General features: G+C 61.3%; 18 protein-coding genes. 7 read left to right on the top strand and 11 right to left on the bottom strand.

The genetic code is table 11. The features are described from left to right. Positions 1–8 precede the first annotated feature (8 nt). The 5 genes from R8871_RS01095 to R8871_RS01075 all read right to left on the bottom strand — a co-directional run bounded on the left by R8871_RS01095 (position 9) and on the right by R8871_RS01075 (position 5,853). Positions 9–1,235 (bottom strand): ROK family transcriptional regulator, encoded by a 1,227-nt coding sequence (locus tag R8871_RS01095; RefSeq protein WP_175048660.1) that lies wholly within the window; start codon positions 1,233–1,235, stop codon positions 9–11. 30 nt (positions 1,236–1,265) lie between these two features. Beyond that, on the bottom strand, positions 1,266–2,063 hold the full coding sequence (locus tag R8871_RS01090) for an ATP-binding cassette domain-containing protein (protein WP_175048659.1): 798 nt from the start codon (positions 2,061–2,063) through the stop codon (positions 1,266–1,268). Between the two features lie 19 nt (positions 2,064–2,082). Then, positions 2,083–3,069: an ABC transporter permease gene (locus R8871_RS01085; RefSeq protein WP_093645352.1), complete on the bottom strand. Its 987-nt coding sequence runs from the start codon at positions 3,067–3,069 to the stop codon at positions 2,083–2,085. Between the two features lie 176 nt (positions 3,070–3,245). Continuing rightward, positions 3,246–4,250, bottom strand: a complete 1,005-nt coding sequence (locus R8871_RS01080) for a sugar ABC transporter substrate-binding protein (RefSeq protein WP_175048658.1) — start codon at positions 4,248–4,250, stop codon at positions 3,246–3,248. A gap of 445 nt (positions 4,251–4,695) precedes the next feature. Then, positions 4,696–5,853 carry a branched-chain amino acid ABC transporter substrate-binding protein gene (locus tag R8871_RS01075; RefSeq protein WP_175048657.1) on the bottom strand — a complete coding sequence of 386 codons (1,158 nt, stop codon included), beginning with the start codon at positions 5,851–5,853 and terminating at the stop codon, positions 4,696–4,698. Between the two features lie 299 nt (positions 5,854–6,152). Between R8871_RS01075 and R8871_RS01070 the strand changes: the two genes are divergently transcribed. Together R8871_RS01070 and R8871_RS01065 are read left to right on the top strand one after the other, a co-directional pair. Further along, positions 6,153–7,097, top strand: coding sequence for a LysR family transcriptional regulator (locus tag R8871_RS01070; protein ID WP_175048656.1), 945 nt, complete (start codon positions 6,153–6,155; stop codon positions 7,095–7,097). Between the two features lie 52 nt (positions 7,098–7,149). After that, on the top strand, positions 7,150–7,716 hold the full coding sequence (locus R8871_RS01065; protein WP_175048655.1) for an ureidoglycolate lyase: 567 nt from the start codon (positions 7,150–7,152) through the stop codon (positions 7,714–7,716). A 92-nt stretch (positions 7,717–7,808) separates the two neighbouring features. On the opposite strand, the gene R8871_RS01060 is transcribed toward R8871_RS01065, so the two are convergent. Beyond that, positions 7,809–8,573, bottom strand: a complete 765-nt coding sequence (locus tag R8871_RS01060; protein WP_175048654.1) for a flagellar brake protein — start codon at positions 8,571–8,573, stop codon at positions 7,809–7,811. A gap of 251 nt (positions 8,574–8,824) precedes the next feature. Beyond that, positions 8,825–9,859, bottom strand: coding sequence for a LacI family DNA-binding transcriptional regulator (locus R8871_RS01055; RefSeq protein WP_175048653.1), 1,035 nt, complete (start codon positions 9,857–9,859; stop codon positions 8,825–8,827). Between the two features lie 196 nt (positions 9,860–10,055). On the opposite strand from R8871_RS01055, the gene R8871_RS01050 reads away from it, so the two are divergent. From R8871_RS01050 to R8871_RS01030, 5 genes are all read left to right on the top strand, one after another. Continuing rightward, entirely contained in the window at positions 10,056–11,213 is a 1,158-nt protein-coding gene (locus R8871_RS01050; protein ID WP_175048652.1) for an ABC transporter ATP-binding protein, read from the top strand. An 11-nt stretch (positions 11,214–11,224) separates the two neighbouring features. After that, entirely contained in the window at positions 11,225–13,213 is a 1,989-nt protein-coding gene (locus R8871_RS01045; protein WP_175048651.1) for a beta-galactosidase, read from the top strand. A gap of 74 nt (positions 13,214–13,287) precedes the next feature. After that, positions 13,288–14,541 (top strand): ABC transporter substrate-binding protein, encoded by a 1,254-nt coding sequence (locus tag R8871_RS01040; RefSeq protein WP_175048650.1) that lies wholly within the window; start codon positions 13,288–13,290, stop codon positions 14,539–14,541. A 71-nt stretch (positions 14,542–14,612) separates the two neighbouring features. Further along, positions 14,613–15,611, top strand: a complete 999-nt coding sequence (locus R8871_RS01035; protein WP_175048649.1) for a carbohydrate ABC transporter permease — start codon at positions 14,613–14,615, stop codon at positions 15,609–15,611. A gap of 10 nt (positions 15,612–15,621) precedes the next feature. Beyond that, on the top strand, positions 15,622–16,473 hold the full coding sequence (locus R8871_RS01030; RefSeq protein ID WP_054039020.1) for a carbohydrate ABC transporter permease: 852 nt from the start codon (positions 15,622–15,624) through the stop codon (positions 16,471–16,473). A gap of 51 nt (positions 16,474–16,524) precedes the next feature. On the opposite strand, the gene R8871_RS38680 is transcribed toward R8871_RS01030, so the two are convergent. Genes R8871_RS38680 through R8871_RS01010 form a run of 4 tightly spaced genes read right to left on the bottom strand, consistent with a single transcriptional unit; the run spans position 16,525 to position 20,667 of the window. Then, complete coding sequence (locus tag R8871_RS38680) at positions 16,525–17,223, bottom strand: energy transducer TonB (protein WP_281370212.1); 699 nt, start codon at positions 17,221–17,223, stop codon at positions 16,525–16,527. 22 nt (positions 17,224–17,245) lie between these two features. After that, complete coding sequence (locus R8871_RS01020) at positions 17,246–17,644, bottom strand: ExbD/TolR family protein (protein ID WP_175048647.1); 399 nt, start codon at positions 17,642–17,644, stop codon at positions 17,246–17,248. Beyond that, positions 17,641–18,294, bottom strand: coding sequence for a MotA/TolQ/ExbB proton channel family protein (locus R8871_RS01015; RefSeq protein ID WP_175048646.1), 654 nt, complete (start codon positions 18,292–18,294; stop codon positions 17,641–17,643). The genes R8871_RS01020 and R8871_RS01015 overlap by 4 nt, the downstream gene beginning before the upstream one ends. A 27-nt stretch (positions 18,295–18,321) precedes the next feature. Then, entirely contained in the window at positions 18,322–20,667 is a 2,346-nt protein-coding gene (locus tag R8871_RS01010; protein ID WP_175048645.1) for a TonB-dependent receptor, read from the bottom strand. Between the last annotated feature and the right edge of the window lie 13 nt (positions 20,668–20,680).

The raw sequence follows: 20,680 nt of genomic DNA, 5'->3' as shown, positions 1-20,680 counted from the left end.
AAGGGCGCCTAATAGCCGGCATCCGTTGCCGGCTTAAGGAAAAGCTCGTGCACAGGCGCGAAATGCGCGTATAGCGGGAGAATTGCGCCGCCCATCGCCCGCGCGTCGGCGCCGATGGTGCCTTCCAGTAGTTGCGGACGCACCATGCCTTCCCATTCAAAACGATCGAGCACGCGCTCGGTTCGGCGGATGATTTCGCGGACCAGTTGCCGGTCGAGTTCGCCGTCGATCACCACCGCTTCCAGGTCCAGCAACGCAGCCGCATTGGTCAATGCATTGGCGATCGCAGGGCACGCGGTGTCGAGCCATTGTTCGGTTTGCCGCCACAGTTCAGGCGACAACGCGCGATGATCGTGCGCGGCGGAGGGCGGCACGCCTGCGTCGCTCAATAGCCGCTCCAGAACGAAACCCGATGCTGCGTGCAGCAGTTGCCGCGCGGGTTTGCGTGCGTTGCCGTCCCGCAGCGGTATCGAGCCGACTGCGCCCGCATTGTCGTGTGGTCCGGCATGCAAACGGCCGTCGATCACCAGGCCGCCGCCGATAAACGTGCCGACGAACAGGTACAGAAAATTGTGAATCCCGCGGCCCTGGCCCATCACGAGTTCTGCCGCGCAGGCCGCGGTGGTGTCCTTGGCGAACTCGACGGGCAAGCCCGTCATCGTCGCGATGCGACTGCGCAGATCGATCTCGTGCCACGCTTCCAGCGCATCTTGCGGGGCGCCGAGAAAGTCGCGCCAGCCGCCGAGCCACAACGGCGCCGCGACGCCCACGCCAACCACTTTGTTTGCCTTCGCGCCGAGCGTTTGATTCACGCGCGCCAGTTTGCTTTCGAGCGCGGGGAATAGCGTGCGCGGATCGGGATAGGCATAGTCGAATACATCGCGGCACACCACGTGGCCCGCGAAATCCATTGCCAGCACGTCGAGACTGCGTCTGCCCACCTTGATGCCGATGGTGTACGCGCCGTCCGCACGCAGCGCGATCGGCACCGAGGGTTGGCCGATGCGGCCGCGCACGCGCGCCTGCTTCTCGAGCAGCCCGTCGTCGATCAGACGGTCGACGATCATCGAAACGGTCTGCATCGACAGACGCGTGAGACGGCCCACGTCGGCTTTCGGCAGTGGCCCATGCAAACGGATTGCCTGTAGAACGATCCGTTCGTTGAACTGCCGCATGCCGACCTGGTTCGAGCCGACCGTGCGTTTGAGAGGCGAACGTGTACCGGTGGTGTCCATCGTCGTGTGCCTCTCAGCGGGATGCGTGCATCATGCAATCGCCTTGACGTCCGCCTGCTTCGCGCCCGTCATGATCGCCACAGCCTCCGACATGTGGATGTCTTTGGTGTTGACCACTGCGGCACGCCTGCCGAGCCGCTGGATATGAATACGATCCGCGACTTCGAACACGTGCGGCATGTTGTGGCTGATCAGGATCACCGGCAGGCCACGATCACGCACGCGGCGGATCAATTCGAGCACCATGTTGCCTTCCTTGACGCCGAGTGCGGCGGTGGGCTCGTCGAGAATCACCACGTGCCGTGCGAACGCTGCGCTGCGCGCGACAGCCACGCCTTGACGCTGGCCGCCGGATAGCGTTTCGACCGCCTGGCGCATCGAGCGGATGCCGATCTGCAAATCTTTCATGTGCGCGGTGGCTTCGTCGAGCATGCGGCGCTTGTCGATCATCTTGAAGATCGAGCCGCGCCAGCCCGGTTTGACGAGCTCACGGGCGAGAAACAGATTTTCGGCGATGCTCATGGCGGGCGCCACCGCGAGTTCCTGGTACACGGTTTCGATACCTTGAGCGCGCGCATCCAGCGGGCTGCGGAATCTGACCGGCTTGCCGTCGAGCAGGATTTCGCCTTCATCGGGGATGGTGGCGCCGGAAAGCGCCTTGATCAACGACGATTTGCCCGCGCCGTTGTCGCCGATCACGGCGAGAATCTCGCCGGGCAGCACTTCGAAATCGCAGCCGTCGAGCGCGGTGACGTTGCCGTAGCGTTTGACGAGTCCGCGCGCTTGCAGAACGGGCATCACGGCAGAAGCGGAAGTAGGTGTCGACATGACAGATTCCTTTGGACGTTCAACCGCGACGATGGGAAAGTTTGTCCGCGGCAACCGCGAGAATCACCAGCATGCCGGTGATCAACACCTGGTAGACCGAAGAGACACCGATTAGCGTCAAGCCATTACGAAACACACCGACAATCAGCGCGCCGAGCAGCGTTCCGCTAATCGAACCACGTCCGCCGAACAGACTCGTGCCGCCCAGCACCACTGCCGTAATACTGTCGAGGTTCTCGGTTTGTCCCGCCTGCGGATCGCCTACACCGGTGCGCGAGACAGACAACAGTGCAGCGATGCCGTAGATCGCACCGGCCAGCGTATACACGGTGAGCAGGATCTTTTGCGACGAGAGGCCCATCAGGCGAGCGGCTTCGGGGTTATTGCCGAGCGCGTACAGATGCCGGCCGGGCACGGTGTCGCGCAAGACGAACCACGTCGCGCCATACATCAGCAACGTCAGCACCGTGCCGTAGGTGACATCGGCGGGGCCGAGTTTGAACGTATTGCCGAGGAACATGATCGCGTCCGGCAGGTTCGAGACGCTCTCCGCGTTCGAATAGATCTGCGTGAGCGCGAATGCGATGTTCAGCGTACCGAGCGTGACGATGAAGGCGGGCAGTTTGATCCGCGTGATCAGCACGCCATTGAGCGCGCCGAACAACGCACTCGCGGCGATGCCGCACAGAATCGCGAGAACGGGCGGCACGCCGAGCGTGACCGCGAATTTGGTCATGATGATCGAGCCGAACGCCATCACCATCCCGCACGACAGATCGATCCCGCCTGTCAGCACGATCAGCGTCTGGCCGATGGCGATGACGGCAACCACCATCGTCTGCTGCAGGATCAGCGAGAGGTTCTGGAACGACAGGAACCGGTTGCTCTGCGAAATGAAGAAACCGCAGGCCAGCAGCAGCGCGATTAGCGGTCCGATTTCTGCGAGCGACGGCAAACGGTCGGTAAAGGTGCGCGGGTGGCCGGCAGGCGCGGAAGGTGTCGACATGATAGGGTCCTCGATGCATGAACGTGACGTGCAAGCCACGTGGCAATTACGGCGGCCGGCGATCCGGCGGCCGGCCATCTGGCGTACCGGCGATCAGCGGGGTATCCCGCGGCCGGCAGTTCAGTGGCTGGCAATCCGTGAGCGGCCCGGCGAAGTGGGCCGCCATTCAGTACGCTTTACTTGTTGCCCCAACAGTTGTCGAGGCCGTACTTCGTATCCTTGCTGTCGACGCCGGACATCGCCTTATCGGTGATCAGCGTCACGCCGGTGTCCTGATAGCCGGAGACCTTCTTGCCGGTCTTCGCATACTCGACACCCGCCGTCACGCCGAGCGAGGCCATCTTCAACGGATACTGCTGCGAGGTCGCGGCAATCGCGCCGGCCTTCACATTGCGCACGCCTTCACAGCCCCCGTCGATGGAAACGATCATCACGCTCTTGTCCTTGCCCGCTGCCTTGAGCGCGCGATACGCACCCGCTGCAGCCGGTTCGTTGATCGTGTAGACCACGTTGATATCCGGCGATTTCTGCAGGCAGTTTTCCATCGCCGTCTGGCCCTTCGATTGATCGCCGCGGGTGTCCTGGCTGCAAACAATCGACGGATCGCCTTCCTTCACGCCGAAGCCTTCCAGGAAGCCGTTATGACGCAGCACGCCGACCGAGACGCCGGGAGCCAGGTCGAGCGTCGCGATCTTCGCGGGCTTACCGTTCATGGCGGTTTTTGCGTACTTGCCGATCAGCACGCCGGCTTTGAAGTTGTCGGTGGCGAAGAGGGCATCCGTGGCGTCTTGCGGATCGGTCGGCGTGTCGAGCGCGACCACCATCACACCGGCGGCGCGCGCTTTCTTGATGCTCGGCACGATCGCCTTGGTGTCGCTCGGTGTGATCAGAATCGCTTTCGCGCCGGCCGTCATCATGTTTTCGATGGCGGTGACCTGGCTCGCGTTGTCGCCGTCGAACTTGCCGGCGGCGGTGAGCAGCTTGGCGCCGTCTTTCGATGCCGCTGCTTCGGCGCCCTGTTTCATCTTCACGAAGAACGGGTTGGTGTCGGTCTTGGTGATGAGACCGACGACAGGCTGGTCGGCCGCCTGGCTCGCGCTCGCACACCACACGGCCGATGCCGCGACGCACATCGACACGATTTTCCTGGCGACAGGATGCCTGCGGGAATTCAGATTCATGGGACGCTCCTCCGGTTATTGGTCACGACGTTGTGAACTGCTGGTGATTGCATACGCGAACGCTGCGCGCTTGCCGCCTGTTTGCCACCTATTTGCGATCGGGTTTCGAACCTGATGCGATTCCGATGTCGTCCGAAATCGATCGCTTAAATCACTTTGGTTGATTTAGTAGAGCAGGCGGAGGGACGAGAGTCAAGGAAACGAGCGGGGAGGCCGTTGATGCGCCAAAGCAGTTGCCAAGGCTGCAGGCCTTACGTGACGGGGGTTTGCGGGAGTGATGCGATGCAAGATCGAGCGCAGGTACTTCGGGAAAGTCCTGGCTCGCTTGTAAGGTGATTGAAGTATTAGGTGGTCTTTCGCGACGGGATGGGCTGCCGTCGCGAAGGGTAATCAGTGATGGCTGGGCGTAACACCATGTACGCAATATCCGTCGCTTTCGGCCGGATCACATTCTGATGACGTCCATCACGGTCTTCTTGTTGTCCTTGAACTGGTAGATCGTGATCGCGGCGTCCCGCAGGTCGCCATGTGGGTCAAACGCAATGTGCCCGATTACGCCGTCATAGCTGGTGGCAGGCATCGCCGCGAGAATTTTCGATCGGTCGGTCGAGTTTGCCCGCTTCATTGCGTCGTAAATAACGTAGACGGCGTCATACGTGAACGGGGCGTAGGCGTCGATCGGCGTTCTGAAGCGCGCCACGTAACGCTTGTCGAAGTCCTGACCCTTTGGCATTTTCGACAGGGCAAGCCCGGCTTCTGAACACGTCACGTTGGCAATCGCGCTGCCGGCAAGTTGCGTCATGTTGTCCGTGCAGGCGCCGTCGCCCCCGAGCACCTTTGCGGTGATGCCGAGGTTCGCCGCCTGTTTCGCCAGCGGGCCGGCCGTTGCGTCCGAGCCGCCGTACATGATTGCGTCGGGTTTCAGACCTTTGATTTTCGTCAGAATCGCCCGGAAGTCGACGGCTTTATCGGTTGTCGCTTCGTGCGCCACGATAACGGCGCCTCGTGCTTTTGCCGCTTTTTCAAATTCTTGCGCGAGACCCTGGCCGTATGCGGTTGAGTCGTCCACGATTGCAATTCGCTTCGCGTGCATTGAGTCGATTGCGTAGCGGGCCAGTGCCGGCCCTTGCAGTGCGTCGGTCGCGACCACACGGAAGGTCGTTTTGAAGCCCTGCAGCGTATACGTGGGATTGGTCGAGCCTTGCGAGATCTGCACCAGACTGGCCTCGCTGTAAATCTTCGATGCCGGGATCGAAACGCCGGAGTTGATGTCGCCGACTACGGCTACCACGCCATCGTCAACGAGTTTCTGGGCAACCTGGGTGCCTGTGCGCGGGTCGGCAGCGTCGTCCTGAGCGTCCAGCTGCAGGCGGACCGCCTTGCCATCGATCACCGGATGCTGGCTGTTGATCTCGTCGATGGCAAGCCGCGCCGCATTTTTGCTATCTTTGCCCATATGCGCGAGCTGCCCTGTCAACGGCGCGGCATGGCCAATCAGGATCACGGCCGGTTCCGCGGCAAAGCTCGTGCCGCCAGCGCCGAGCAGCAACGCTGCGGCGGTTGTTTGCAGCGTTCGATTCAATTTATTGATCGAGGGTGACATGGGCGGCTCCTTGGTTTTCGGTTCAATGAGTATTCGAACGCCAAATTCTTCCGTCCAACGACTTATTTTATTGACCGGCGATAGATAAATCTGATTGTCCCCAGGGCTTTCCCGATAGTCCGCCCCTTGCGCGTTGAGCCGCCACGGTCACAACAAAAAGTTGGTCCAGGCGGCCAGTTTTTATTGTCACGGGGCCGATTTTGCGGCGCTAAACTCTGCCGATGCGCTGAGGCTGTCCGTTTGCGCGGGCGCAATAGGTGGAATCGGGTTGCGCGTCCGTCGACTACACAGGGTGTTTGATGAATGTCCGTTTTCTAGAAACGTTTGTATGGCTCGCCAAGCTGCGCAATTTCCGGCTGACAGCGGAGCGCTTGCATGCGACACAGGCTGCAATTTCCAGTCGGATATCTGCGCTCGAGCAGGAATTCGGCGTGCGTCTATTCGATCGGGGACCGCGCGATGTCAAGCTGACCCAGGAAGGGACCAAAGCGCTGGTCTTCGCTGAGCAGATTCTGAAACTCACGAACGACATGCTCGCAAGCGTAAGCGACCGCTCGCACGTGAGCGGGTTGTTGCGGGTCGGCGTGATGGAGTCCGTCGTGCATACGTGGCTTCCCGAGTTACTGCGGCGAGTGCGGGACGAATATCCGAATCTGACGATCGAGCTGACCTGTGACACCTCGACGAATCTGTCCGTGCAGCTCGTTAATGGCAACGTCGATATCGCTTTTTTGAGCACCGTTGTCTCAGGTGCAGACGCGGAAAATGTTTCGCTCGGGGCATTGCCGATGCGATGGGTTGCGAGTCCCTCGCTGAATCTCTCGGCTGAAGCACTATCGGAAGCTGAACTGGCGAGCTTTCCGATTGTGAGCTTTGCCCGTCATTCGTCGCCGCATGTGTTTGTCGCCGGCCTGTTTGCAGCGGCCGGTGAGCCGCGTGTGCAAATCAACTGCGTGTCTTCGGTTGCGGCGATTATCAGGCTCGTACTCGACGGCTTCGGTATTGCGGTTCTGCCGACAGCATTCGTGACCCGCGAGCTGGAGTCCGGTCATCTGCAACTGCTGAAAGTGACGCATCGGGTTCCGGAACTCCCGCTTTTCGCGTCCTTCCGGCGCAGTCCGGACAGTTTGCTATGCGAGTCGATCACGCATCTGGCGCAAAAGGTCATGCGAGAGTTCAGCCTGGAAAACGGACCGGATATCGCACTCTTTCCAGACACCGACGAAGCACTGCCGCCTCATTGAGCGGCATCCCGTGATGTTTTTCTTCGATTGATTATCAAAGGCCTGAACCGAGATGCCGACTGCCACGCCTCTGACCGTTCAACCGCTTACTGCCGGCACTTTCGAACCCTATGGATGGATGTTGGGAAAACCGTTTCCGGAAGATAGCGCGGCGCCTTCGTTCGCAAGCCCGTCTTCCGATTTCTGGCGCGAGCACCTGTTCGATGCCGGACTGTCCGGAGATCCAGAAATCCTGTGGGTCAGATACCGCGATCGCGAAGCCGAGGTGATGAAGCTCGAGGCGCACTGGCTGACTGAGCAGGCCGTGGTGCCGCTAACTGGACCTGTCGTTCAGATTGTCGCGACGAGTACAGCGGAGGGGCACCCGAACCTTGATTCATTGGCCGCTTTCAGGGTGCCCGTCGGGGAGGGGATCTGCATGCGGCCGCGTTGCTGGCATGCCACCCGTGCATTGCAGGACGAAGTGACCTGCCTGATGCTTACGCGCCGCTCGACGACGTTCGACCTTGCCGTTCATCTGCTCACGGGCGCTCCTGCAGGCGAAAGCGCGATTCGGCAGATTCCGCCGTATCGGCTTGCCGGCGCGCCCGATCTCCTGCAGGCGTTGACACACCAGTGAAGATGCCGAGGTTCAGCAGTCTGGTTTGGAACCCGGCGCGATTCCAACGCGGTGCGTGGCTGAAGGGGCTGAAGGGGCTTACCGGAAGGAACTCATCCGCGCGGCGTGAGCCTTTGACGCTTCGTTTCGAGTTGCGTGACGACACGCTGCAAGATCCGTTCGGCCGGCCCCGGCGTCGTCACGAACTTGCAGCCGATCACGAAGCGCAGGTCGCCCTTCGGCGTAGTCAGTTGCCGCGGCGCGACGACTTCCAGATCGAGGCGAAGCGTGCCGAAGCTGCCGAGTTGCAGCGTGACGTCGCGCAATACGGTGCCGCTTTCAAGCGAGCCGAAACGCGCATCGGCGGTTTTCAACGCCACGCCACCCAATGAAAGATCCTGCAGTTCGAGCCTGAACGAATCGCCGTCTGCATACGGCCCGCTAGCGACGTACGGATCCAGCACGGGCGTTTGCACGCGGAAGAACTCGCGACGCTGAACGTAGTACAGAAGTGAAGGGAAGGCTGCCTCGAACGCCGGGCGTCCTTCGAACATGATCGGGTCTGCGTTGAGCGTCGTGAACTCCGTGCGAATGCCGCCCGGCAAACTGCGAAAGATCAACTGGCGAGCAGACGGCAGCGCGTAATTGTCCAACTGCGTACTGCCGGCGTCGAAGATAAAGCGGGCATTGCGCGAATCGACTTCGAGTATCTGCGTCACGATCTGGCGGCCGTTGAATTCCACCGTCACGAAGTCCTGTCCGGCCATCAGCTTGCGCAGGCAAACTGCGATTTGCAAGGGATGGCGCTGCGCGAAGGTCGAGTCTGCGTCGGTGGTCTGTTCGGCGAGATCGGCGTCCAGCAGAAGAGCGGCAGTCATTTGAGTATCCATGCTTGTTATGGCCTTGGCCTGGCCGGTTGGGGGAGCGTGGGCGGCATGTGAGTCATGCCGGCGCTCGGCCTTTCCTGCTTTATTGCAGGGACCGTGCCAACTGCATGGATGGACTGATTGAAACAGTGTTTTTGCCGCGGAACCGCTTGATACGGGCGTTTTCGGACGGCGACCTGAGAGGTGAGGGCGGCCGTAGTCAGGGTTCGCTACGTAACGTCTTCGATGTTGTTACGGCCACGTTACCTCGGGCGCGGTACTCCCGTCGACGCGCGCACAACAAGCTTCGGCGCCGAGGAAATCCGCATCGGCACGCTTGCCGCCGGTTGACGACCCGCTTGCCCATACGACGATTCGATCAACTCGCGCAGCAGCGACACCGCCAGGTCGGCAACTTCGACAGTGGGCACGGCGATTGTGGTCAATGCAGGCCGCGACTCGCGCGCCAGTTGAATATCGGTAATGCCAATCACGGACAGATCACCCGGCACGTTCAGGCCAAGATCGGCGGCGGCGTGCATCGCGCCGAGCGCCGGCAGATCGTTGGTCGCGAAGATCGCGGTGAGTTTTGGGTCGGCTTCCAGCAGTGCGCGTGCCGCGGCGTAGCCGCCTTGTATCGTATCGGGCGCGTGCTTAACCCGTCCTTTCGGCGCGCCGGCCGCGTGCAGCGCATCGACAAAACCTTCGTAACGCGCTGCGTGAATGCCCGAGGCCTTGCTGCCGACAATCGCGCCGACCCGCCGATGCCCGAGCGTCAGCAGATGCGTGGCGGCCAATTCGCCTGCCAGACGAAAATCGACCGCTACACACGGCAGCCCCGGCGGTTCATTCGGCCGTTCCCACATGCACAGCACCACGGGCGTGCCGCGCGATTCGGTCGTATGAAGGTCTGCAAAGTCCAGGTTCGCATTGGTGACGAGCACGCCTTCGGAAAGCGTCCCTGCGATCTGGTCGAGATAGGCCCGCCCGGTCAGCGGATCTTCGTTCGTATTGCAGATGATCACGAAGTGGCCGCTTTTGCGCGCCGCGTGTTCGACCGCGAGCGCGAACTCCGGATAGAACGGATTGGCAATGCTCGACACCATCAACGCCAGCGTCGGCGCGCGGCCCTCGGCGAGCGCGCGGGCGGCCAGATGCGGGCGGTAGCCGAGCGCGTCGACGGCATCGAGCACGCGCTGCCGGGTGCTCGCGCCGACCCGGCCGCGATTGCGCAGCACGTTCGACACCGTGGCAGGGGTGACGCCGGCGTGACGCGCGACTTCGCTAAGGGTTGTCATAATGCGTATTCAATATTTGGGATGGGTGTCCGACATTTGCATCAAAGCCCAAGGCGCGGCACCATTTGCCGCACAGACAAAACGATATCGGAGACAGGCAAGGCCCCAGCGATCGGTAGCGATCGATTTTTTTCGGCCCTGCTGATTAAGCGCTTAATCTCCGACGTCGAGCCGATTAAATCACGGAGTCGATGCAATGGCGAGCATTTCGTTGAGGGGCGTGCAGAAGGCGTATGGCGACGGCGCGCTGGTGATCCGCGATGTCGATCTGGAGATCGGCGAGAACGAGTTCTGCGTGTTTCTCGGCCCGTCGGGCTGCGGCAAATCCACTTTGCTGCGGATGATCGCCGGCCTCGAAGACGTGACCGACGGCGACCTGTCGATCGCCGGCCGCCTCGTCAACGACGTCCCAGCGGCGCAGCGCGGTGTGGCGATGGTGTTCCAGAGCTATGCGCTGTTTCCGCATATGACCGTGTTCGAGAACATGGCCTTCGGCCTCAAGCTGGCCAAAACCCCCAAGGACGAAATTGACCGCAAGGTGCGGGAAGCCGCGCGCATCCTGCAACTTGAGGCGCTGCTCGAGCGCCGGCCCAAAGCACTGTCCGGCGGACAGCGGCAACGCGTGGCGATTGGCCGGGCCATCGTGCGCGAGCCGGGCGTGTTTCTGTTCGATGAACCGCTCTCCAATCTCGACGCTACGCTGCGCGGCCAGACCCGCATCGAAATCGCGCGGCTGCATAAGCAGTTCGCCAAAGCCAGCGTCGTGTACGTCACGCACGACCAGATCGAAGCGATGACCCTCGCCGACAAGATCGTGCTGCTGCATGCCGGCAAGGACACGGAACGCTACGGCAGCATCGCGCAGATCGGCGCGCCGCTCGAGTTGTATCACCGGCCGAAGAGTCGCTTCGTCGCCGGTTTCATCGGTTCACCGCGGATGAACTTTTTGCCGGGGCGTGTAGCGTCGGTCGATCCGCAAGGGGTGGTCGTGACGCTCGATCACACTGACGAAAACGTGCGCGTGCCGGTCAGCGGTGAAGGTTTGCAGACAGCGCAACCCGTCACGCTCGGCGTGCGCCCGGAACACCTCGAATTCATCGACGGGGCAGCTTCTGACAATTCGCAGGACGCCGTGCTGATCCGCACCGTATCGCTAGTCGAACAGCTCGGCGAGCACAGCTATGTTCACCTCGATCAGCCGGGTGGCGCCACGCTGATCGCCAAGGCGCCGGGCGACACACGTCTCGCGCCGGGCGACCGCGCGAGCTTGCGTGTTCCGAGCCGCGCCTGCCATTTGTTTACCGAAGACGGCTTTGCCGCCGCTTCGCTCGAATCCGTCGAACACTACGCATAGAGGATATTCGGATGCGCCTTGGAGTCTGTTATTACCCGGAACACTGGCCGGAGTCGATGTGGGAAGACGACGCTCGCCGGATGAAAGCACTTGGCATCGAGCAGGTGCGTATCGCCGAATTTGCGTGGAGCCGGATGGAGCCAACGCCTGGCGAGTACGACTGGGGCTGGCTCGATCGCGCGGTCGATGTACTCGGCGCGGCCGGTTTGCAGGTGGTCATGTGCACGCCTACCGCGACGCCGCCCAAGTGGCTGATCGACCGTCATCCGGACATTTTGCCGATCGGTGCGGATGGCCGTCCGCGCGCCTTTGGCTCACGCCGTCATTACGATTTCTCCTCGCCCTCATATTTCACCGCGTCGCAGCGAATCTGCACGGCAGTCGCCGAGCGTTACGGGGAGCATCCCGCCGTTGCCTATTGGCAGACCGATAACGAATTCGGTTGCCATCACACGGTGGTCAGCTATTCGCCCGCGGCAGTGGGGCGTTTTCGCGAGTGGCTCAAGGCGCGCTATCAAACCATCGATGCGCTGAACCGTGCGTGGGGCACGGTGTTCTGGAGCATGGAGTACCGCAGCTTCGACGAGATCGACGCGCCGGTGGCGACCGTCACCGAGGCGCATCCGTCGCACCGGCTCGATTACCGGCGCTTTGCCTCCGACGAAGTGGCGCGCTACAACCGCATGCAGGTCGAGATCATCCGCGCGCATTCGCCGGGGCGGCCGGTTGCGCACAACTTCATGCAGCTCTTTACCGAATTCGATCACTACAAGGTGGCGACCGATCTCGACGTTGCTGCATGGGACAGCTATCCGCTCGGCGCACTCGAAGAGCAGTGGTTCGCGCCGGACGTGAAAGCGCGCTGGTTGCGCAGCGGGCATCCCGACTTCGCCTCGTTCAATCATGACGTGTACCGCGGCATGTCGAAGCTGCCGTTCTGGGTGATGGAGCAGCAGCCGGGCCCGGTGAACTGGGCACAGTGGAACCCGGCGCCGCTGCCCGGCATGGTGCGGCTGTGGAGCTGGGAGGCGTTCGCGCACGGCGCAGGCTGCGTGTCGTATTTTCGCTGGCGCCAGGCGCCGTTCGCGCAGGAGCAGATGCATGCCGGTTTGAATACGCCCGATAACCGGCTCGACGTGGGTGGCAACGAAGCTGCGCAGGTTGCCGACGAGATTCGCGCGGTGCTCGCAGCGAACGCCGACGCCGATGCAGCGATCCGCTCGAAGGTTGCGCTCGTCTACGACTACGAAGCGAAGTGGCTCTTCGAGATTCATCCGCAGGGCGCGGATTTTCACTATCCGCGTTTCGCATTCGAGTACTACTCGGCGCTGCGCGCGCTCGGACTGGATGTCGATATCGTGCCGGTCGATGCAGCGCTCGACGGCTATCGTTTGATCGTCGTGCCGCCGCTGCCGGTTGTACCTGCGGATTTCGCGGCGCGGCTGGCGAGCTCGGGCGCGCAAGTCGTGCTGGGTCCCCGCACAGGTTCGAAGACGGCAGACGTGCAGATTCCGGCGAACCTGCCGCCGGGCGCGCTCGCTTCTGTGTTGCCGCTGCGTGTGTGGCGAGTCGAATCGATGCGGCCGAATGTGACCGAAGCCGTGCTGCTCGTGGATAACCAGAGCGCGACTCAGGAGGACGGCGTGGCGCGCCACTGGCGCGATTTCATCGACAGCGATGCCGCGGATTCGCTCGACGTGCGTGCCCGTTTCGCTGACGGTCATCCCGCCTACGTGAAAAGCGGCGCGTTTCACTATCTTGCGAGCCTGTTCGACGATGCGCTGACGGTCCGCCTTCTGAAGCGAATCGCCGGGGAAGCGGGCGTCGAAACGACATCGCTCGGCGACACCGTGCGCTTCAGCCGTCGCGGCGCGCTGACCTACGTGTTGAACTACGGCGATCAGACATACACGCTGGCCGATGTCGCCGACGATGCTTTTGTGATCGGTTCACGCGCAATAGAACCGCAAGGTGTGGCCGTCTATCGATCAGGCAACTGATTTGTAGCGATGAACGAAGGATTCCATGCAGTAACAACAACGACGCAAGATCAAGGCATAAAGGAGACAGCAACATGGCACTGAAACCTCGCAAGATTCTGCTGGCACTCGCGCTGGCCGCGGCCGCCGCAGGCGTGTCCGTCGTCAGCACCGCGCAGGCCGGCACGCTCGCGGTCAACATCGCTTTCAAGGGCGCAAGTCAACGCGCAGTCTGGCAGTCGATCATCGACGACTTCAAGAAAACGCACCCCGGTACCGACGTAAAGGTGTCGTTCGTCGACGAAGAAGCGTACAAAGTTCAGTTGCCCGGTTGGCTCTCCACCGTCGCGCCCGATATCGTCAACTGGCATGACGGCGAGCGGATGGCGTATTACGCGCAGCGCGGCCTGTTCGAGGATCTGAGCGGCGACTGGGCGAAGAACGGCTGGAACGACATGTATGCGTCGACGAAAGAAGCGTCGTCGTATAAGGGCAAGCAGTACGCGGCGCCGACCGTGTATTACTCGTGGGGCATGTTCTATCGCAAGGATCTGTTCCAGAAGGTCGGCATTACCGGCGAACCGAAAACGTGGGACCAGTTTCTCGACGACTGCAAGAAGCTGAAAGCGGCGGGCATTACGCCGATTGCCGTGGCTGGCCGTGATTCATGGACGCTCGCCGGCTGGTTCGATTATCTCGACCTGCGCCTGAACGGCAACGCATTCCATCAGAAACTGATGGCGGGCGATATCGCGTACACCGATCCGCGTCTGAAGAAGGTCTACACGACCTGGAAGCAACTGATCGACGCCGGCTATTTCATCGACAATTCGCTTTCCTACGATCTGGATGCGGTGCAGCCGTTCCTGTTCCAGGGCAAGGCCGCGATGATGCTGATGGGCACCTTCATCACCGGCGGTTTCCCGCCGAACGTCAAGCCGGAAATGGGCTACTTCCAGTTCCCGATCATCGACGCGAGCGTGCCGACCGCCGAAGACGGTCCGGTCGAATCGCTGCATATTCCGTCGAAGGCGAAGAACAAGGCGGATGCGCATGCCTTCCTTGCATTCGTCCAGACGCCGGAAAATGGCGCGAAGCTCGCCGCCGGGCTCGGTTCCTTGTCGGCGAACAGCAAATCGCCGGAACCTGAGGATCCGATTTCGAAGATCGGCTTCCAGATTCTCGCGAATACGAAGGGCGGCATTGCGCAGTTCTACGATCGCGACATGACGAAGGAAATGGCCGATGAAGGGATGAAGGGGATGCAGCAATTCATTTCCGATCCTTCGAAGCTTGACGATGTGCTCGCGCAACTCGAGCAGACGCGTAAGCGGATCTACAAGAAGTGAGCGGTAGCGGCCCGGGTTCAGGTTTGGGTTTGGGCTTGGGCCGCTACTTGTTGCATCAGATTGGCAGGAGAATGATCGTGTCGCATTCCGTCACCCGTCACACTGTTGGCGGCCCTGCCGAACCGGGCGGTTCTGGCTTGCCCGGATCGGGCGTACCGGCTTCGGGCGGTGCATTGCGCGGCGGGCCGCCTGGCGCGGCACGCCGGCGCCGTCCTTCGCCAACTGCGCGCCGGCAACGGCGAGCCGCTTTCCTGTTTCTCGCGCCCGCCTGCGTGATGGTGGCGATCTACGTCGTGTGGCCGATCATCTCGACCATGCGTCTGAGCTTTTTCAACTGGGACGGGATGACCGACCCATCCTTCGTTGGCCTCGCAAACTATATCGAGTTGTTCCATACGCCGACGTTCTACACGGCGCTGAAGAACAACCTCATCTGGCTGTTGCTGTTCCTGCTTGCACCGCCAATGGGACTAGCCGTTGCGCTCTATCTGAATCAGGCCGTGGCCGGCATCCGCATTGTCAAATCGCTGTTTTTTGCGCCGTTCGTGTTGTCGGGCGTGGTGGTTGGCTTGATCTTTTCGTGGTTCTACGACCCGACCTTCGGCTTGCTCGCGGTGATTCTCGGTCACGGCGTGCCGGTACTCGGCGACCCGCGCTACGCGACCCTCGGGATCGTGTTCGCCGCGTTGTGGCCGCAAACCGCGTATTGCATGATTCTTTATCTAACCGGCCTGACGTCGCTGAACGCCGAGCAGATCGAGGCGGCGCGCATGGAAGGCGCGCGTGGCTGGTCGATGCTGTGGCACGTGATCCTGCCGCAATTGCGGCCGACCACGTTCATGGCGATCGTTGTCACAGTGATCGGCGCGTTGCGCAGCTTCGATCTGATCTCGGTGATGACGAGCGGCGGACCGTTCGAAAGCTCGACCGTGCTCGCTTACTACATGTACGACCAGGCTATCAAGTATTACCGCATTGGGTATTCCGCGGCGGTGGCGGTCGTGCTGTTCGCCATCATGCTGGTGTACATCGTCTATCACCTGCGCCGCATGCTGCGCACCGAGCAATAAGGAGCCGATCATGTTTCCGATCCCGATCGACAAATGGAAACCGGTGACGCGCCGCGCGTACAAACTGACGTTGCCGCTCGCGCTGCTGATCTGGTTGCTGCCGATGATCGCGGTGCTCGTGACCTCGGTGCGCTCGACGGAAGAACTGAGCGAAGGCAACTATTGGGGCTGGCCGAAGCACTTCGCGATGTTCGATAACTATCGCGAGGCGTTGACGACTTCGCCGATGCTGCATTACTTCTGGAACAGCGTGCTGATTACGGTGCCCGCTGTGGTGGGTTCGATTGCGCTTGCGGCGATGGCGGGATTCGCGCTGGCTATTTATCGGTTTCGCGGAAATTCGACGTTGTTCGCGACGTTTGTTGCGGGCAATTTCGTGCCGGTGCAGGTGTTGATGATTCCGGTGCGGGACCTTTCATTGCAGCTTGGCCTGTTCAATACGGTGAGCGCGCTGATTCTGTTCCATGTGTCGTTTCAGACTGGATTTTGCGCGCTGTTTCTGCGGAATTTCATCAAGCAGTTGCCGTTTGAGCTGGTCGAGGCGGCGCGGATCGAAGGCGCCAATGAGTGGACCGTGTTCTTCAAGATCGTATTGCCGTTGATCCGTCCCGCGCTGGCAGCGCTGGCGATTCTCGTGTTCACGTTCGTGTGGAATGACTACTTCTGGGCGCTGTGTCTGACGCAAGGTGACGACGCCGCGCCGATTACCGTAGGCGTCGCGGCGTTGAAGGGGCAGTGGACCACGGCGTGGAATCTGGTTTCGGCGGGGTCGATTCTGGCTGCGTTGCCTTCGGTTGCGATGTTCTTTGCGATGCAGAAGCATTTCGTGGCGGGGCTGACGTTTGGGGCGACGAAGGGGTGAGGAAGGGTGAGGAAGGTGCAGGTGGAAACTCAACGCACAACCTTCCTCGGACTAGCTCACATTGAAATGCACACGGATGTCCTGCCGGCTTTCGACTGGACGTCCAGCTTGCATCGCCGGAAAGAATCGCCATTTGCGGAGCGTTTCGAGCAGGATCTGGTTGAGGCGCGGGTTGGAGGTCGGCTTGACGAGTTCGACATCGACCGAGCCGTCAACGTGAATGGCAAAGCGAGCCGTCGCGACGGTTTGATACGCCTGGTCACGTAAATCGTCAGGGAGTTCCGGCAAAGGTTGAGCAATGGCACGCGCCGTTGCCTCGCCGGGCGATGTGGCCGATGGCGTGGCGTTTGCTCTTTCTTCGGAAGCGGAACTCGCTGCACGCGCAGGCGGCTCGGCTGCCGGCTTCGGCTCTTGAGCCACGGGCGCCGACTGAGCGGGTGCAACGCTTTGTACCGATCGCACATCCGGCTTCGATGGGACAGGTGGCGTCGTGCGTGCTTGTGCTGACACGTGCGGGCGCGGATCGGCAGGATGGTGTGGCTTAGCCGCTGCGATCGGAGCCACGGAAGGATTCGCAACCGGAGCCTTCGGCGGATCGAGTTCCACCACCCGCATCTCGAGTGGCTTATCAGGTACACGTGCAGACGGTGGCGTACCCAACCAATTCCCCAACTGAAGCAGAAACCCGATCCATACGACTAGCGCGACCAGCACCGCTAGCGCAATCCGTATCCGCGGAGAATCGTCCATAGTGTCCGCGAGGCGCATCCGGCTACTCACGACGCACGGCGATCAAAAACCGCTCGGCACCCGCGCGGCGCGCGGCCAGCATCGCCTGAACGACCACGCCGTGGCCCGCCGCGTCGTCAGCGGCGATTACAACGTTGCCATCCGCTTGCAGCAGGCGTTTTACCGCCGGCTCGACCTGATCGAGATGGACCGGCTGATGGTTCACGAAAACCTCATTGCTGCTGTCCACGGAAATGGTCAGTGGTTCATGGGCCGCCATCTTTTGCGCGCTGCCGGCAGGGAGGTTGACCTTGAGTGCGTCGAGCCGCTGCATCGCGAGCGATGCGAGCATGAAGGTCGCCAGCAGAAAGAACATCACATCGATCATTGGAATGATTTCGATGCGACCGCGCTTCGCCGCGCGCGAGCGCTTGAACTTCACGGCCGCGCTCCAGCTGACGTATCGGCAACGGCAAGACGGATTTCGCTGAGCCGCGCATTCGCGAACGACTCGAGTTCATCCATGAGTCGTTCGAGCCGGCGGGAAAAATAGTTGAACGCAAAGAGCGCGAACAGGGCGACGACGAGACCAATCGCGGTTGCCACCAGCGACTGCGCCACGCCGCCGGTCACGCCACCCGGATCGACGAGCCCATCGCCGCCGAACAGCTGGAACGAATGCATCATGCCGACGATGGTGCCCAACAGACCCAGCAGAGGCGCGGCCGTCACAATGGTTTCCAGCACCCAGAACCCTTTGCTCATGTCGCGTTCGATTTGCGCGGCAACCGATTGCGCCTTCGCTTCGCGTAGCCACAGCGGTACAGAAGGATCAGGCGCCCAGGGCGCGCTCATTCGTCTGAACGCGTTCTGACTGGAGACATCCTTCAATCTGCCCGCCCAATCGAGAGCCGAGCCGGGCGCCACCATGTCTTGTGCGCCACGCAGCGTGCCCGACAAGCGGCCAAAACGCACAAACACATAGGCCCGGTCGAGGGCAATGGCCACTGCCAGAATGGCGAGTATCGTCAGCGGATAGATGACCCATCCGCCTACGCGTACTGCCGCCAGAACGCTTGTCCAATCTTGCATGCTCTACCTCTTCGTAACTGGACGGAATCAGAAATGCTTGGTGACGCCGGCGTAGACGGCGAAATGCGGGCCGTACTGCGGTGCACCGACGCCGATGCCCGATCCGTCGCGTAACTCATAGACGCGGTTGAACGCGTTGATCACGACGAGACGTGCATCGAATTTGCCGATGAGGGGCTGGTTGAAGTGCTGTATCACGCCGAGATTCACTTGCGCATAGAGCGGCAGCCGATCCGTGTTCGCAATGCCGCTGCGCAAACCGCTTCCTACGAGTCCGTCGAACGTGAACGTGGTTCTGCCAAGATCGTAGGTGCCACCGAACGACGCGGTGATGCGTTGGTCGTGATCCAGATAGACCCAGTGATTGTTGATGTAGGCGAGTTCCGCCGGGTCGAAATTGAACTGCGCCGAATCGATCTGCGTGCCCTGCGCGCGGCTCCACGCGAGATTCATGTACGCGGATACGTTGTCCTGTTTGTAGTTGGCCGTGAACTCGACCCCATACACACGCCCCTCCCTGTAGTTGAACGGCGTGAAGATGAGCGCGGAGCCGAACTGTCCTTCATCGAGCAGGTTCGCCGACTTCTTGTAGTAAGCGTCGAGCCCGATTGTCACGTTCGACCCGAGACGCTGGGTCACCCCGAGATCGAAATAATGGCTGCGTTCCGGTTGCACCTGGTCGTTCTGGTTCGATGGACTCTGGTTGGTCGTGCCATTGAAGCGGCTGATGGTCGAGCCGGACACCAGTTCGAACGCAGGCGGTGTGAAATAGCGCGCGTAACCGGCATGGAGGGTCGTGGCCGGCGTCAGCGCATAGACGAGACCGATGCGTGGGCTAAGCTGGCTTGCGCTGACATATTCGTCCATCTTGTCGTAGCGCAGACCATAGTTCAGCGTGAGCTTGTCCGTGATTTTCCACTCGTCCTGGACGTAGGCGCTGTACAGATAACCGGTCTTGCTGCTGGAGTCCTGAATATTGAAGGGCTGATCGGAAAGCGGGTTGCCGTTGCTGTCCGTCGCGAATACGTTGACGCTGTCGTTGAACACCGCGTGTTCTTGCTGGAAGAAGATACCTGCCCGCACCGTATGCTTGTCGTTCAGCCGCCAGGTCGTGTCCACCTGGGCGCCGTTGGCCGAGTTGCTGTGAAAATCCTGCGACGCCACGCCGTTAAAGAGCAGATCGCCGACCGGGTCGGGATTGAATTGCGTCCGCGTGTAGCGCGTAAAGAGGGCAACCTGATAGTCGAGTGCGCCGCCATTCGTGCCCTGGAGGGCCACCACGGCGAAGTTGTTCAACTCCGATTGCGTTTCGTTCAGTTGGCTCGAATCGAACGTGTTGCTGCCGTTCAATGTGAAGTTGGTCGGCAAGCCGGGTGTGTTGGGAATCTCGAACTGGTTGCTCGTCGTGCCGAACATCACGCTTACGCGGGTGAGCGGGTTGATGATGTACGACATGTAGCCGAACGCATCGCCCTGACGGGTGTGATCGTGAATCGCATTGGCACTGGCAGCGGGATTCTCGATCCCGAGGTTGTTCATGCCGAGCGAGCCGCTGAAGTAGTAGCTGAACGGCCCCTCACTGCCGAATACGTCCGCGCTGGTCTTGATCGTTTGATGGCTGCCGCCGAACACGTCGATGGAGCCACCGTTGCCGGTATCGCCCGTCTTCGTGCGGATGTCCACCACGCCTGCCGTGCGGTAACCGTACTGCGCCGGTAACGCGCCAGTGAGCAGGTTCACCTGGTCGATGATGCGGGTGTCGAGTGCCTGGCCGAAACCGCTGATCGGCTCGGGAATGATGATGCCGTTGATGCGGTATTGCAGATTCGCGTGATCTCCGCGCACGTGTAGTTGCCCGTATGAGTCGCTCGCCACGCCGGGCGCCTGGAGCAACACCTGGTTGAGCGGCGTGTCTTGCCCCGCGGGCAGTGCATTGATATCGGCCTGGCTGAAGCGGTACACGCTGCTGCCGGTTTCGGGCAGCAGTCCGTTTCGCGCTCGATCGAGACGCTTTGCGTTTACCTGAACGTCGAGCGTGTCGCTTTGAGCGAGTTTGACGCTTACTGCGCTTTCTGCGCCTGCAGTCGTGGTCGCCATGCTGCTGCCGCTCGCGAATCCCGGTGCCGTAACCACGATCGCATAAGTGCCCGGTGTCACATGGCCGATTGCGAAACGGCCGTCTGCATCCGTCTTTGCCTCATTGACCGCGGCGCCGCTTGCGTTCTGAACGCTCACCGTGGCGTTCCGGACGGGTTTGCCCGCTGCGTCGGTGACGGCGCCCGTCACAGAACCTTCGTCGGGCGCGGCATGGGCATGAGCGGCGATAGCGAACAGCAATAGGGCTGCATGGGAGACACGCGTGCGGTTTTTCATCGTTATTTATTCA

The organism is Paraburkholderia sediminicola, assembly GCF_902859805.1.
GTDB classification, from domain to species: Bacteria; Pseudomonadota; Gammaproteobacteria; order Burkholderiales; family Burkholderiaceae; genus Paraburkholderia; species Paraburkholderia sediminicola.
The sequence above is the reverse complement of the archived record's forward strand: the minus strand, read 5'-3'. Positions and strand labels throughout refer to the sequence as shown.